Below are 15,185 nucleotides of genomic sequence, written 5' to 3'. Positions count from 1 at the left end.
CAAATGCAACCCTTTGATAAGAAAAATCAAGAAGATTATGATGCTATTACAGAGCGTTTAAATAAAGCGCTTATTAGCGTAGCAGAAGATTATAAGCTAAAAGCAACAGTAAAAAATATTGCCCAATTAGCGAGCGTACATAGAAATACGCTTTATGAAAGAGACTGGCCTATTACTCGATTAAAAGAGATACAAAAAGCTAGACTAATTGAAAAAGAAAAAAAATCGAAACATAAATCAGACGAAAAAGATTCATCTGTAAAGTTAACTAAAGCCAATAAAGAGATCCTTTATTGGTTTGGCAAAAGCACAGAATATAAAGAGCTATACGAGTCAAAACAAGAGGCATTCTTGTTAATGCGAAAAGCAAGGGATTCTTACAGTGCAGAACTTGAACTCACTAAAACTCAGTTAAAAGCTCAACAACAAGAAAATGAAAGATTACGAGATTTATTGAACACGGTTGGTAAAGAATGAAAAAATATCAAGATTTATTGAGAGACGTACTTGAAAATGGAACAAAAAAAGACGACAGAACTGGCACGGGCACCATATCGGTCTTTGGCCGTCAATTTCGGTGTGATCTAAATGAAGGATTCCCTTTACTAACCACAAAGAAGGTTCACTTTAAGTCTGTTGTAAATGAACTTTTATGGTTCTTGTCTGGCAGCACAAATATTAATGATTTAGAAGCTACTATATGGGATGAGTGGGCATTAGAAGACGGAGAACTAGGCCCTGTCTATGGAAAACAATGGACGGCTTGGGAAACCAAAGACGGTAAAACTATCAATCAAATTGATTACGTTGTAGACCTTCTAAAAAACAATCCTACATCTCGTAGAATTCTGTTTCATGGTTGGAATGTTGAATATTTACCAGATGAAAAACTAAGCCCACAAGAAAATGCTCGCCAAGGTAAAATGGCACTTCCACCTTGTCATTTGTTGTATCAATTTCAAGTAATGGATAACAAGCTTAACCTCATGTGCACTATACGTTCAAATGACCTTTTCTTAGGAAATCCATTTAACACTGCTCAAGCTGCTTTGTGGGTTCACATGCTAGCTCAGCAATGTGATTTAGAAGTGGGCGAATTGATCATGAGCATAGGCGACGCACATATATACTCAAATCACATAGACCAAGTAAAAGAGCAGCTTTCACGAGACCCTAGAGCGCTACCTAAATTGAAGTTAAAAAGAAAGCCAGCATCAATTTACGACTACAAATTAGAGGATTTTGAACTAGAAGGTTACGAGCCACATCCTCCAATTAAAGCGCCAGTAGCAATTTAATAAATGAACTAAATATGCTGCTTGTATTAAAGAAAAGCAGCATATAGTGTTCAAGGTGCTTTACTAAATTCACTTAAAAAGATTAAGTAAATGGAATTCAACTAGCCTCATTGAGTATTACGTGAGGCTAACTTATTACATTAAAGTAACCTTACTTTCTTAATTGAAAAGAACTTATACAAGCTCGGAACAACAAATAACGTGAGTAACGTCGCTGTAATTAACCCTCCAACAATTACACTAGCAAGTGGTCGTTGAATTTCAGAGCCGACTCCATTTGACATTAACATAGGTATTAGACCTAACGCTGATGTGATAGCTGTCATAAGCACGGGACGCAACCGTGAAGTCGCACCATCAAATATTGCTTCTGTTGTCGCAAGTCCATCTGTGATTCGTTGATTAATGCTCTCCACCATAACTACACCATTAAGTACCGCCACGCCAAACAAGGTAATAAAGCCAACCGAGCTAGGAACGGATAGGTACTGACCCGAAATATATAGTGAAAATACGCCACCTATTACAGCCAATGGAACATTAAGTAAGATCAGCATCGCTTGTCCTACTGAACCAAATGCAAAATAAAGGAGCAAAGCTATCAAAGCCAAAGACAACGGTACGACAATAGAAAGGCGCTGTTGCGCTCGCTGCTGACTTTCGAATTGTCCACCAATCGATACTGAATAACCTGCTGGCAATTCTACATCAGAGGTTATCTTTGCTTGAATATCTTCTACCACACTCCCCATGTCACGGCCTTGAACGTTGGCTTGAATAACCACCCGACGCTGTACATCATCTCGCCTAACCTGTGGAGGGCCTGATTCAAAAGACACAGAAGCTACATCACCAATTCGCACCCAAGCCCCTGTAGGAGATTGCAGTCTAATATCGGCTATTGCTTCACTATTCGCTCTAAATTCCTCATCTAGGCGCACGTAAATATCATAACGTTCGTTACCATTGATAATTTGTCCAGCTTCAACGCCACCAATACCGTCTTGAACCACTTCCATGACATCACCAACGGATAAACCATATCGAGAAAGCTCAAGCCTATTAGGAGCGATAACAAGTTGTGCTTCACCTGCAATCTGCTCAAGTGCAACGTCCTTTGCACCCTCAATTGACTTAATCGCAGCTTCAATTTCTCGCCCTTTATTTGCTAGCACCTGTAAATCAGAGCCAAATAATTTAATGGCAAGTTGTGCTTTAACCCCTGATAACAACTCATCTACACGAGTAGCAATAGGCTGAGAGAAATTTAGTAACAATCCCGGAAACTCTTCTAATGAGCGTTCCATTTGATCTTGCAGCTCATAACGATTAGAGGCACTTGTCCATTCTGAAACAGGCTTAAGACCAATGTAAATTTCTATGTTGTTCACAGGCTCTGGATCGCCGCCAATTTCTGCTCGACCAATGCGGCTTAGCGCGTAAGTCACTTCAGGGAATGCCATCAACTTTTCTTCTAGTATTGGAGCAACAGATAGCGCTGTTTCCAAACTTGAAGAAGGCGCTAACGTTACCCTCAGGTTAATGGTTCCTTCTTCTAACTCTGGCACGAACTCTGTTCCAATTTGTGGAATGATTGCCGCTGCTGAAGCGACTAGAGCTATTGACACAAAAACAACAAACTTGGTTTGCTTTAATGCGATTTTCAATAACTTTCGATACAAAATATCGATAGGTTTTAAAATCAAACTTTCCCTTTCTTTCACCCCTCGCTTAAACATAAAAGTGGCAAGTGCAGGAACAATGAACAAAGCAACTACAATAGCTGACACAACCGCTAACATAATGCTGATAGCCATTGGCTGAAATAGCTTTGCTTCAACACCTTCGAAACTAAACAGTGGCGTAAAAACAACGAGAATTATTGAAGCTGCAAAAAAGATAGGGCGAGCAACTTCTTTGCCTGCCAATTTTAACTTTTGTTTAGCTTCAATACTTTCATCAGCACTTTCGCTTTCTAGTTGTCTGTTTAGGTGTTTAAACATATTTTCAACCATAACAACTGAGCCATCGACTAACATGCCAATAGCCACCGCTATACCGCCAAGCGACATCAAGTTGGCTGAAATACCTAACCAAGCCATCACCATTAGTGCAATACCAATGGAAATTGGTATTGAGATAAGCACTAGAAATGTAGCTCTTAAATTCATTAAAAATAGAGCAAGTACAACAGTGATAAAGATAAAAGCCAAAGTAAGGGCTTCAACCACGGTTGCAACAGCTTTTTCAATTAAGTCAGCTTGATCATAAAAAGGCTCAAATCGCACACCTTCTGGTAATGCCTGATTGATAAGCTTTGTTCTAGCATTTATACCATCTATCGTCGCTTTGGTATTTGACCCCATGCGTTTTAATACAATGCCAGAGACCACTTCACCTAAGTTCTCAACATTGCCATTATCGATTTTGCGAGTCATAGTGACAGCGCCTTGTCTGATCTCGGCACCAAGCTCTACGTTGGCGACATCAGAAACAGTAACAACTACACCATTAAGTGTTTTAACAGGCACCTGTTGAATATTTTCAATACCTTTTTCACCACTTTCGAACCAACCAGTACCACGAATAACAAGTTGTTCTTGGCCTCGATTCATGTACCAGCCACCGACATTGGCGTTGTTATTTTCAAGCGCGGATACCACATCCTCTTGGGTTAACTCGTAAGATAATAATTTTGAAGGATCGACATTAACTTGGTATTGACGAACGTTACCACCAAATGACAGCACATCTGTAACACCGTCTACAGGCATTATTAGCAGTTTAATGATCCAGTCATTCAGGCTTCTCAGCGCCATTGAGTCATACTTGCTTGTATCATCTGATATCAGCAAATATTGAAACACCTGTCCTAAGCCGGAAGTGTTTGGTCCCATCTCTGGTGTCCCAAGCCCAGCAGGTATGAGTTCCTTTGCAGCCTGTAGGCGTTCAAATACCAATTGTCTTGCAAAATATATATCCGTGCCTTCTTTAAAGACTACAGTGACACCCGACAAACCTGTTTTTGAAATAGAGCGCACTTGTTCTACATCTGGTAATGCGTACATCACAGCTTCAATTGGATATGTGATAAGTTGCTCTACTTCTTCTGCGGCTAAACCTGGCGCTTCGGTATTAACAGCAACTTGCACGTTTGTAACGTCTGGGAACGCATCTAAATTCAACTTAGGTATGGTGATAACAGCACTTGCTATCAATGCAAGTAGTGCGATCAGCACGAGCAATCTATTGTTAATAGACCAATCAATAATTCGATTAAACATGACTGGCCTCCTTAATGATTGTGCGGGTCAAAGCCGCCCTTAGCTATCTCAGAGGCGACAAAAAAAGCACCGCGGGTAACGACTTTTGTTCCAGATTCAAGGCCGGAAACTTCTCGGTATTCACCAAAAGATCGACCTCTTGTTACTTCGACTGCTTTAAATTCATTTGGGTGGTCTTCAATAAACACAGTCCAATCACCATCACTGCTTCTAATCAACGCTTCTTCTGGTACTGCAATGATTTCGCTGTTCGATTGGAACTGAAAATAGACTTTCACAAACATACCTGAATGAAGCTTATGTCCAGTATTAGTGACCGACAGTCTTACTGTTCGGGTTCGTGTAACGGAATCGATAGTATGAGCTTCTTGAATGACGTTGGCTTGGTATTTAATTCCATTTAAATCAATTAAGGCCGGACTGCCTAAGGCTAAATTTAACTCTTTGTTAGGGGGAACATTTGCTTCTACCCAAAGGTCGTTTTCATCGGCGAGTAACATAATGGTTTCACCCGCTTCAATGCGCTGACCTTGCATGAAGTCATCTTGCAGCACAACACCGTCCCGCTCAGCTATCAGCACGTACTGCCCAAACGTAGCGCTATCTTGTTGGGCTATCTTATCAATTGCTTGTTTTGTTAAACCAAAAGCAATCAACTTGCCATAAACGCCTTTATAGATGTTTTCTGCTTCAACAAGCGTGCGTTCGCTTATGTTGTTACTTCCTAGCTTTTTAGCTCGCTTCCAATTAGAAGAGGCAATTAAAAAGTCAGCTTGAGTTTGAGCCATTGTTTCGCTGAATAAAGTAACTAATTTTTGTCCAGACTTTACATGCTCTCCTAAGCTCGCATGGCGATTAATCACCACTGAATCTGTGCGAGGTGATACCAGATAGCTTTTATAACCGTTTGCTTTCACTTCTCCGGGAGCGTAGACCGAATTTAAGTATTTCTTTGGAAAAACAGCATCAACTTCAATGCCTGCTAATTCAATTTTTTCCGTACTTAAAGAAATCCCTTCTTCATGATTCTCTTCTTTAACGATACTCTCGATTTCATGTTCTTCACCCTCTGCATGTTCATGCTCATCAGTAGCTTTCTTGATAGGCTTGTCATGCTCATGCTCATGCGAATGTTCATCGTGTTGTGTGTTATTTTGACTTTCATTAGCCAATGCTGTGTTTATTGAAAACACAGCAAGAATGACTACTAACGCTACGCCAGTAGTTCGAAAAATATTATTCATAATGACTCTTAACTTTTATTAAACCAAATTGTGTTTGCGCTAAAGCGCACTGTATGGAGTAAAAGTTAAGCGATAGGTGGTCGATAAAGCCTAGTGGAAATCCCTAAAGGCAATAAAGTTATTTTGTTGAAGTTATGTGAATGATTTAAAGACAGGTTTGGTGTAAACGCTTTTACCAAAATCCAACTGGTATGATTGCCACTACAGTGTCCGCAATGGTGGCAGTCCTCAATATCATGTTCGTTATCTTTATCTAACTGAGGAGAATGATCTGTTTCGTGGTCATGAATAGTTTGTAGATGTTCAACGTCTAACTGATGATTTTCCATGCTTGTGGATACAGCGACGAACGATTGCAAAACAATCGATATAATCAGTAGTATTTTTAAAGCAATGTTGGTGTTCAATATTCTATTCTCTTCGTTAGACGTAGGTAATATAACAAGTTTCTGAGTACAAATCTAAGCCAGTTAATAAGTGTAAATGTTATTCATCTCTGCAAACTTCATTGGGAAATTCAAACTCAATGGTGGTATGCGACAAATCAAAACCGCGTAAGTCTTCAGAAATTACTTGCTTGAGTGATTGTAACTTAGGTACATCGTACGGCGCATTCAAAACAAGGTGCGCTGTTAGCACATGACTTTCACCATCTAAAGACCAATAGTGCAAGTGATGCACTTCTCTCACTTCAGGTTTAGAAAGTAAGGCTTTAGTTATCTTGTCTTGTGTTTCTTTATCAGGTGACGCTTGTAAAAATAATGCTAACGTAGCCTTTAAATTTTTTAGAACGTTAAACAGAATAAACAACGTAAAAGCGATAGATAGTAATGGATCTAAAACAGGCCAATCCACAAACATCAAGATAATTGATACGATAAGGACAGCAACCCAGCCAAGGACATCTTCTAATAGATGCCATGTTAATACCTTTTCGTTTAATGTGGTTCCCGCCTTAAGTTTATATACGGCATAACCATTTACTGTAACCCCAAGTAGCGCCAATCCTAGCATTCCCTCTACCATTGGCATTTCTGGGTTAGATAATCGAGGAATTGCCTCAACCAAAATAAAGATAGAGCCAGCAATTAAAACAACGCTATTGATTAAGGCACCAAACAGTGACAAGCGCTTATAACCGTAGCTGTACGTCGAAGATGCTTGTTTATCTGAAAAGTGGCTCAACAACCAAGCAAAACCGATGGATATGCTGTCACCTAAATCATGAACTGCGTCAGCCATGATTGCCGTACTATTGGTTAGCCAGCCGCCGATGAATTCAATGATGGTAAAAGTAACATTTAGAAAAAATGTCCAACCAATGCGCTCATTTTTATCATGTGCATGGTGGTGGCTATGATTGTGGCTGTGCATTTTTACCTCTACTTTGGTTGCTAGCTTTTCTCAAGCGATTAACATTCATGTTTATAAGATGACGAATCACCGACTGATATAACCAGCGCTTTACGCCTGACAGATTGGTGCCTTTCTCGCTGTAAAATTCATCTGGCGAGTTGTATAAACCAAAGTCATCATGAATGCCTTCCTTTTGAATGTATGTGTTTTTTCCCGTCCATTCTGTCTGAGGATTCTCCAAACAAGTGGTTGCGATACCATATCCACAGAAACTACCTTTATCTTGACTGAATTTAGCTTGAACTGAGCTTAGATAATCCTGGTCGAGGATAAAACCTTCTAAGTTGATCCATACACCATCAAAAAGGACTTCAACCCAGCTATGGATAATATATTTAGGCGCAAGCCAAAACACGTAAGCGGGAATAGCACCTTTTTGGAGCTGTTGTTCGATAGTGAACCCATGAAACCGACATTGAATACCGAGCGCCCGTAGCAGAGCCATCAACAAGTTACCCTTGGTATTACACTGACCATAGCCATCAGCTAAAACTTCACTTGCTGAAATATCATCACTGCGGTTATAGCCGAACTGAATTTCGTCTTTAACAAAAGAGTAAGCAGCACCTATCTTGTTGTAATCATCTAAAGCTTGCCAATCTCGCTCCGCTATTAGTGATTGGATGGTGTGATTATCAAAATCCAATATTTGTGTTTTCTCTAAATAATTAGCACTCATTATCAATTCCCTTTAAGAACATGATTTGGATTTACTTCCACTACAGCTATTGTTTTCGCTTGTTGACTCTGCCTTGCTAAGCTCTTTCTTCGCATCCGTAATAATTAGATAAGCCCCTCTTAGAATTAGGGTTGCAATCACACTACCAATCACAATGTCAGGCCAGCGAGTATCAAGCAGCATCACCAATACACCAGCAGCAATAACGCCCATATTTGCAATCACATCGTTGGCTGAAAATATCCAACTTGCACGCATATGCACTTCACCATTGTTATGCTTTCTTATTAAAACTAAACAGATGACGTTTGCTATTAATGCTACAAACCCATAGCCGATCATGAACCAAGAGTGAGGCTCACCTTCTCCGACTATTCTTCTTACTATGTCAAAGATTATCAGTAATCCGAGCGTTAGCTGAAAGTAACCACTGATAAGGGCTGCATTGGTTTTATGCTTTAGAGTTCTGCTCACGGCATACAAAGCAATGCCATAGACAATAGCATCAGCAAGCATATCCATTGAGTCTGCTATCAATGCTGTCGAATTTGCATATAAACCGACGGTAATCTCTACAAAAAACATAAGGGCATTGATACCAAGCAACCAATAAAGCACATGCTTTTGTTCTGTATTTTTTAATTCGACTTCGCAACCACAACCGCTCATATTTCAAACTCCTATTAGCTTGTATAGTTAAATCATAGACTCTATAGTTGCTATAGGGTCAAGCTAAAATTGAATTACTATGAAAATAGGTCAACTAGCCAAGGTATCTGGCTGTTCAATACAAACAATTAGGTATTACGAAAAAGAAGGGCTACTTAATCCGCCGAGCCGTAGCGAAGGAAATTTTCGGCTATATGATGAAAAAGCTCTGAAAGAGTTAGAGTTCGTAAAGCATTGTCGAAGCCTCGATATTCCGTTGTCAGATGTTAAAACCCTAGTTGAACTTAAAAATAAGCCAGGAGAAAGTTGCTCATCAGTGAATAACTTGATTAGTAATCAACTAGCATTAGTCAATAAGCGCATCAAAGAAATGAAAGCTTTAAAGAGTGAGCTTCAAATTATGGAAAAAGCTTGCTCCAAAGGCAATACAGTTGAGCAATGCGGCATTATGAAATCTTTAGACACCTAATAATTCGTTTATTGACTGGGCGGCTTGAATTTAGTTTATCCTTTTCCCTAAATAGAAAAGCTTATAAATTAGCTTTGAAGACTTCTCTAATAGACATATTTACTCATTCAAATACACTCCGCCATGTCATCTAGTTTTGCTTTCACTTCTTTCCTGTGAGGCATTACTTGCGTTAATAAGCGCCAGAATTTGTCGCAATGATTGTGCTCAGTAATATGGCAAAGCTCGTGCAGAATCACGTAATCTATACACTCTTTTGGGGCTTTAACAAGATGAGGGTTGAGCATCAAGTTTCCCTTAGTTGAGCAGCTTCCCCAATTATTTAGTCATCGCCATTATTCGAAATCGCGGAAAGCCCGTTACCCATGATGCTTTAGGCAGCATAGCTTGTAGTCTTTCATAAAAAATAGTTTCTGCTTTTCGTGCATACCAACGGTCTAAAAGTGCCTTAACTTTAACCACCCGATCATCACAATCTTTTTTCAGAGTAACGGTTAATTTACCTCGATGAAGCTTAACATTGGGCACTTGCTCAACATCGAAAACTACTTTTAAAACGTAACGTCTTACCAAGTAAAGCAGGGTTTTATTGCCCCCCCCTTGTCCAACTAGGGAAACGTTCTCACTACTTTGTGATCATTCATTAATATCACCTTCTAGTTCAGTTTGACCTGCTGTTCTTTGCTTATAAATATCGATGATGAAATGCATCGGTACAGGTAACCTGTAATGCCTACAGCCTGTTAAAATAATCGGCCAAAAAGAAAATTTAAAAGCCGTCATGTCATAAACTTTGTTGGATTGGTCACACTCATTGATCTGTATGACTGTCTAAAAAATCTAAGAATAAACCCTCTAGCTCATCAGACTGAGATACAACAGCAAACAGCGCTCTCATTGATGTAGCCACAATAATATCAGTTGGAGAAGATTCAGATGATTTTTTGATAGCCACCGCTACTGGCTCCAAAAGCGTTTTGTCTTGGTAGTTAATTCTTCCTAGTGCAAAAATAGCTCTTTGTATGACTAATTCATTTTTGTGAGCAAGGAGTTCAACAGCTTGATTAACGTAAGCAACTTCATCTTTACTGGCTCCTGCCTCAATCGCAGTAGATAAATGATCAAAATCTTCATCAATATTGGTTAAAGCGATATCAAGAAGTGCTTTGGCTCTATCGTCATCTTTTATACAGAACTCTTTAAAAGGAGCCAAAAGCATATATGCGGCCATATCTTGGCCTGCTTCTAGTGTAAGGTGTTTAACGCAGTCTGCGATGTCTTGTACTGGAGAGTTTAAATAAGGTAGAACTTCTTCGAAAATTCGTCGTACAGAAAAGAAATCATGATTTTCAGGTGTGTTATTAAAGTTCTTAAATAACCCTACAAGGTTCAAATCCCCATCATTATGCAATTCAGCCAATGCACTAGCTAGAAGCTTTTTATCTTTTCTGTCCTGATAATAAATTTCTTGGATGAACTCAAAAAAGTTGCCATCCTCATTAGCTTTTAACAGTTTTCCTTTAACCTCATCCATAATCATTTAATTCCTATACTCAGCGCTTGCCTGATTATATTTGCCGTATTAGCTATTTTCTCTATTGATTGATCTGGATATTTTTCATTTCAATACCCTTAATACTTCTATCCCTATTGTTTGGAGAAGATTATTGTTCTGTACGATTAAATTGTGTTTCTACTTCGTTTGATTCAGGGAATATGTCACAAGCTCTACAACCTAAAACATGAATAATTTCATAAACTTTCTCCAGTGAAACCCCTTTTGTACCGCTTTCAATTCTACTTAAATAACTGGATTCAACACCTAAAGTGTTTGCAACTTCTATTTGGGATAGAGAACGTTTAGTCCTTTCTAACTTAATGTTTAGCCCAATTAACTTTTCTATAGGCTTCATTTATTCAGTCCACAGATAAAAGAAAAATGGTCTCATATTGCAGACGTTTAACCCATAACCTATAATGTCAAAAATTTTACCTTAGAGGTAAATTAAATAACTTTAAAAGTAAAAACAACTCATGAAGATTGACTCTTTATTAAAACAAATTATTTGCATGAAAAACATTAATCGCTTTTCAGTCACTGAAATTCGAACAGCCTATCTTGCTTTGATGTGTGATGAAGAGTTGGATAGTCAAAAGGTTAGGCAATTTATTTATGATGACTTACATAAATTAGTAAAACAGGGCTGGTTAATTAAAAAGACCGCAAGTAATGGAAAAGAGAGTCGCTTCACAAAAACAGAAGTTTTTGATCCAGCAATAATAGCCGAAGAAATAAAGCAATCTGTTAAAGAACCTAACAGAAAATTGAGTGAGACAATTAAGTCGCTCTACTCTGATTTGAGCATGTTAAATGCTGATCTTTTGCAATGTATGGGGGCACTAGATTCGTTTCTAAATTTAAAACAGCAACACCCAGAATTATCTGACGAGTTCAAAGAATTTATCCATTCTACAAAAGAGCAGAAGCATATTTTAAAAGGGAAAATAGCTGCAACTGAAGAGATTTTAAAAAAGTTAAAAGAGAAAAAATAAATGAAATTAAGAAGTTGGCAGTCTGATTGTATTAACTCAGCAATTTCAAAATTTACCAGTTCAACAGATTCCAGTGATTTTAAAAAACACTTCCTAGCGCTCGCAACACCTGGAGCTGGTAAAACTATTATGGCGGCAACGTTAGCTCGAAAAATGTATGAACTTGGTTTAATAGACTTAGTGTTATGTTTTTCACCGTCGTCAATCGTATCATCAGATTTTAGTGATGAACTCACCACACAGTTTAAAACTGAGTTTAATGGCAAAGTAGGCTCTTTAGGTGATGCATTCACCTACCAAAAACTTGGCACACTCGATAATGACACTTGGAAGTTATTTGATCGTTTTAGGGTGTTCGTGATCTTTGATGAAATTCATCACTGTGCAGGATCTTCAACTCATGATGCAAATGCTTGGGGCGCTCCGATCATCGAAATCATTCGTGAGAAAGCAGCCTACAGCATCGCGTTAACAGGTACACCGTGGCGCTCGGACTCGTTGCCAATAGCTCTTTCAAGTTATTGTGAAGACAATAGGATTCAATGTGACTATGTTTACGGTTTGAAACAAGCAATAGCTGATGGCGTTTGTAGGGTTCCTCAGGTCATTGCCGTAGACAACAATAAAATAGTAGTAACCAGAACTAAAAAACAAAAAGTATATAATAGCTTCAATACGTTACTGACGGCCAAGGCAACATCATATTCCCACATCGTTTTGAATGAGACCGTAAATGAGCAAGTGCTTTCTAGAGCTATTATTAAGTTAAATGAGCTAAGAAAAATAAACAGTAATTCAGGGGGCTTGGTTGTGGCATCTTCAATAGAGCACGCCGAAGCAATTAAGCTACTGATGATAAAAAACTACAACAAAGGTGCTGTAGTTGTAACAACGAATGAGGCAAGACCTTCTGATAGAATAAAAGACTTTAGAAAAAGCAGTGATGAATGGCTTATTAGTGTAGGTATGGTCAGTGAGGGTACAAACATTCCTCGTTTACAGGTTTGCTGTAACCTGACAAACATCACAACTGAAATGTACTTTCGCCAGATATTTGGCCGTGTTCTTAGAAAAACAAATGCCCCTAACCAAGAAGCATATATGTTCATGCCAGCAGAACCTAAGCTGGTGAGCTACGCAAGGAGAATGGTTCAAGACATTCCTGATGACGTAGCTAAAGTCCAAATCGTAAAAATGGATGAAGAAGTAGTTACAGATGCGGAGGAGCTGACATCTGTTGAAGCAGCTAGGAACAATACGCACGTTTTACCTGAGAAGCATGAAATTACTGTAGGTCACCACAGTGTCGAAGATATTCATCGCCAAATCCAGAATATGCTGTCGAGTCATTACTTAGATGAATCTGAAGGAAAACAGGCTAAAGGGTTAAGTTATAAAGAGCCAAGTTCGAGCCAAAGCGGTACTAATATACCTAAGGCTAAATGGTCGATGGGCATTGTCGGAAAATATCGTCAAGAAACGTTAAAAGTTGCTGATATAGAACCCTTCCTAATATCTCAAGCTGCCAAAGCTAAGTTGGCCGAACTTAATCAGAAACTAAATTAAGGCTGAATCATGATCGTAAAACCACAAGGCTGGGTAATTTTAAAGTTTTCAACACCTGCTGATACATTTTATAAAATCTTCAGCAGTTGGCGCGGTGGCTACTTAGATGGAGACTCTTGGCGACTTAGCTCCGGCTCCGATAAACCTCCCACATTATCAGAATGCCGGAATTATTGGGTTTGGGAGCAGGTGTCAGGCTCTTGTTATCACCTGTCTATTAATGGTGAAGATGGGTGTTCACATTTTACAGCTCAAGTTTTAGGCAACATTCTTATTCAGTCTGGAGAAAATGATGTTTCAATAGAAAGAGTGAAGTTAACTTCAATACTAAATTAACTTAATTCCATGTTTACAGGCTTGTTCTCTAAAACATAGAAATTTTAGGGATAATTTTGTAAAGATTTTGGTGTGAAAATCGGCTTGTAGATACCAATGAATAATGATTTATTAAAATATTTCTTGTATATGGGAAAATTAGAATATCTAACGTACAAAACTGTTTCAGGACATAACCAAATATTAAAACATTTATATTTTAGTGCGTTAAATTAAAAGAAGGAAAAGTGTTGATAATTTACAGATTGTGCAAAAATAATTATGCACAAAGCTAAACAAAGGTTATAATCCTTATTAACCGCTGAGTTGTGCAGAAATCCAGTCTTATATTATGTATGCGTATGCATGCAAGGACGTAAACAACCTAACTCAAATTCTCCAGGGTTATAAAAACTAAGGATTTCGCCACGATCATCTACTCCATTAGATAAGTTGTCGATGATTTTTTTAAGTTGGTCAAGTGGCGTGCCATCTGGCTTTTGCCACGCACGCCCTTGAACGCCATAAACGCGCCCCATATCATCTTCACCCTTGCGATTAGGGTTGTTCAACCATGCTTCATTATCGTTGGCGTTGGCGTTCCAGGTATTGCAGCCTATCGCCCTAAATTGTGCCGCATTGTCATAACCACGAAGATAGCCAAGTAACTCAGCTATTGCTGCCTTGTAATAACTTTTTCGTGTGGTAATCAACGGAAATTTATTATTCGCAACATCGTATTCAAGTTCAGCATTGATCACGGTTAAACAGCGAATACCTGTGCGTTTGTTTTCAACCCACTCACCCTGCTCAACGATGCGTTTACATAAGTCTAGATATTGCCTCATTTCTTTTTATTCCTAGCTGAAATCTTTTGTTTTTCCTCAACAATGTGGCCTAGGTATATCACCAAGATACCGGCAAGTACCATAGGTAAACTAAGCAACTGCCCCATCGAAATAAATTCAAAATAGAACCCTAAATGTGCATCAGGTTCACGGAACAATTCTACGAACATTCTGAACGCGCCATAACCGATTAAAAACACACCAGAAAGTAAGCCTAATGGACGAGGTTTGCGTGCCAGCCAATACAAAATAGCAAACAGGACAACGCCTTCTAAGGCAAATTCGTAAAGTTGTGACGGATGTCTTGGCACTTGCAGTGGGTCGGTTGGAAATACAAAAGCCCATGGCACGTCTGTTTGACGCCCCCAAAGCTCACTGTTAATGAAGTTACCTATGCGTCCTAAGCCAAGCCCAATAGGAACCAATGGCGCGACAAAGTCACCGACTGCTAAAAAGCCTTTATTGGTTTTACGGGCAAATAAGTAGATAGCAGTAATAACGCCAAGCAGTCCACCATGAAACGACATGCCACCTTCCCATATTTTGAATAGGTACAGTGGGTCAGCAACAAAGAGTTCAAACTGATAGAACAACACATAACCAACGCGGCCACCTAGGACGACACCTAAAAAGCCGTAAAATAGTAGGTCGCTCACTTGATCGCGAGTCCAAAGACCCTTGCTATTATCTGCTTGTTTGTTGGCCAGTATTAATGCAAAAACAAACCCAATCAAATACATCAGGCCATACCATCGCAATGCGATTGGACCTAAAGATACGATGACGGGATCTATTACTGGAAACTGAAGATAGTCTGCAGCCATTTGTTATTTTTATCCTGAAA

17 protein-coding genes and 1 pseudogene are annotated in these 15,185 nt (G+C 39.0%); 6 read left to right on the top strand and 12 right to left on the bottom strand.

The window, feature by feature from the left end:
* Positions 1–3 precede the first annotated feature (3 nt).
* Together QUD85_RS04850 and QUD85_RS04845 are read left to right on the top strand one after the other, a co-directional pair.
* Positions 4–477, top strand: coding sequence for a hypothetical protein (locus QUD85_RS04850; protein WP_093327372.1), 474 nt, complete (start codon positions 4–6; stop codon positions 475–477).
* Positions 474–1,298 (top strand): thymidylate synthase, encoded by an 825-nt coding sequence (locus tag QUD85_RS04845; RefSeq protein ID WP_093327371.1) that lies wholly within the window; start codon positions 474–476, stop codon positions 1,296–1,298. Before QUD85_RS04850 ends, QUD85_RS04845 begins: the two co-directional genes overlap by 4 nt.
* A gap of 140 nt (positions 1,299–1,438) precedes the next feature.
* On the opposite strand, the gene QUD85_RS04840 is transcribed toward QUD85_RS04845, so the two are convergent.
* The 6 genes from QUD85_RS04840 to QUD85_RS04815 all read right to left on the bottom strand — a co-directional run bounded on the left by QUD85_RS04840 (position 1,439) and on the right by QUD85_RS04815 (position 8,590).
* Positions 1,439–4,582, bottom strand: coding sequence for an efflux RND transporter permease subunit (locus QUD85_RS04840; protein WP_093327369.1), 3,144 nt, complete (start codon positions 4,580–4,582; stop codon positions 1,439–1,441).
* 11 nt (positions 4,583–4,593) lie between these two features.
* Entirely contained in the window at positions 4,594–5,826 is a 1,233-nt protein-coding gene (locus QUD85_RS04835) for an efflux RND transporter periplasmic adaptor subunit (RefSeq protein ID WP_093327368.1), read from the bottom strand.
* Between the two features lie 65 nt (positions 5,827–5,891).
* A complete protein-coding gene (locus QUD85_RS04830; protein WP_286219632.1) occupies positions 5,892–6,233 on the bottom strand; it encodes a hypothetical protein in 342 nt (113 codons plus the stop codon).
* 79 nt (positions 6,234–6,312) lie between these two features.
* Complete coding sequence (locus QUD85_RS04825; protein ID WP_093327366.1) at positions 6,313–7,200, bottom strand: cation diffusion facilitator family transporter; 888 nt, start codon at positions 7,198–7,200, stop codon at positions 6,313–6,315.
* The gene (locus QUD85_RS04820) at positions 7,181–7,921 is read right to left on the bottom strand and encodes a transglutaminase-like domain-containing protein (protein ID WP_093327364.1); all 741 of its coding nucleotides are present in this window, start codon (positions 7,919–7,921) and stop codon (positions 7,181–7,183) included. Before QUD85_RS04820 ends, QUD85_RS04825 begins: the two co-directional genes overlap by 20 nt.
* 12 nt (positions 7,922–7,933) lie before the next feature.
* On the bottom strand, positions 7,934–8,590 hold the full coding sequence (locus QUD85_RS04815; protein ID WP_093327363.1) for a cation transporter: 657 nt from the start codon (positions 8,588–8,590) through the stop codon (positions 7,934–7,936).
* Positions 8,591–8,669: 79 nt separating this feature from the next.
* Here QUD85_RS04815 and QUD85_RS04810 point away from each other — a divergent pair, with 79 nt between their 5' ends.
* A complete protein-coding gene (locus QUD85_RS04810) occupies positions 8,670–9,059 on the top strand; it encodes a Cd(II)/Pb(II)-responsive transcriptional regulator (protein ID WP_093327361.1) in 390 nt (129 codons plus the stop codon).
* A gap of 107 nt (positions 9,060–9,166) precedes the next feature.
* Here QUD85_RS04810 and QUD85_RS04805 read toward each other — a convergent pair whose 3' ends face one another.
* From QUD85_RS04805 to QUD85_RS04790, 4 genes are all read right to left on the bottom strand, one after another.
* Positions 9,167–9,346: a M48 metallopeptidase family protein gene (locus tag QUD85_RS04805; RefSeq protein ID WP_245732041.1), complete on the bottom strand. Its 180-nt coding sequence runs from the start codon at positions 9,344–9,346 to the stop codon at positions 9,167–9,169.
* A 349-nt stretch (positions 9,347–9,695) separates the two neighbouring features.
* Positions 9,696–9,842, bottom strand: a complete 147-nt coding sequence (locus tag QUD85_RS04800) for a hypothetical protein (protein WP_245732040.1) — start codon at positions 9,840–9,842, stop codon at positions 9,696–9,698.
* 28 nt (positions 9,843–9,870) lie between these two features.
* On the bottom strand, positions 9,871–10,593 hold the full coding sequence (locus QUD85_RS04795) for a hypothetical protein (RefSeq protein ID WP_218139569.1): 723 nt from the start codon (positions 10,591–10,593) through the stop codon (positions 9,871–9,873).
* Positions 10,594–10,723: 130 nt separating this feature from the next.
* The gene (locus QUD85_RS04790; RefSeq protein ID WP_093327359.1) at positions 10,724–10,972 is read right to left on the bottom strand and encodes a helix-turn-helix domain-containing protein; all 249 of its coding nucleotides are present in this window, start codon (positions 10,970–10,972) and stop codon (positions 10,724–10,726) included.
* Between the two features lie 121 nt (positions 10,973–11,093).
* On the opposite strand from QUD85_RS04790, the gene QUD85_RS04785 reads away from it, so the two are divergent.
* The 3 genes from QUD85_RS04785 to QUD85_RS04775 are packed head-to-tail and all read left to right on the top strand — an operon-like array spanning position 11,094 to position 13,514.
* Positions 11,094–11,612, top strand: a complete 519-nt coding sequence (locus QUD85_RS04785; RefSeq protein ID WP_093327358.1) for a hypothetical protein — start codon at positions 11,094–11,096, stop codon at positions 11,610–11,612.
* Positions 11,613–13,178: a DEAD/DEAH box helicase gene (locus QUD85_RS04780; RefSeq protein ID WP_093327356.1), complete on the top strand. Its 1,566-nt coding sequence runs from the start codon at positions 11,613–11,615 to the stop codon at positions 13,176–13,178.
* A gap of 9 nt (positions 13,179–13,187) precedes the next feature.
* On the top strand, positions 13,188–13,514 hold the full coding sequence (locus QUD85_RS04775; RefSeq protein ID WP_093327354.1) for a hypothetical protein: 327 nt from the start codon (positions 13,188–13,190) through the stop codon (positions 13,512–13,514).
* A gap of 335 nt (positions 13,515–13,849) precedes the next feature.
* Here the strand turns inward: QUD85_RS04775 and QUD85_RS04770 are convergent.
* Both QUD85_RS04770 and lgt read right to left on the bottom strand, forming a co-directional pair.
* Positions 13,850–14,341 (bottom strand): annotated as a pseudogene (locus QUD85_RS04770) (thymidylate synthase); the annotation flags it as partial.
* Positions 14,338–15,165, bottom strand: coding sequence for a prolipoprotein diacylglyceryl transferase (lgt, locus tag QUD85_RS04765; protein WP_093327350.1), 828 nt, complete (start codon positions 15,163–15,165; stop codon positions 14,338–14,340). The gene lgt and the pseudogene QUD85_RS04770, both read right to left, overlap by 4 nt.
* Between the last annotated feature and the right edge of the window lie 20 nt (positions 15,166–15,185).

Source organism: Thalassotalea agarivorans (assembly GCF_030295955.1).
In the GTDB taxonomy this organism is placed as follows: domain Bacteria; phylum Pseudomonadota; class Gammaproteobacteria; order Enterobacterales; family Alteromonadaceae; genus Thalassotalea_D; species Thalassotalea_D agarivorans.
Note: the sequence above shows the minus strand (reverse complement) of the source record. Positions and strands in the feature narration are given on the sequence as shown.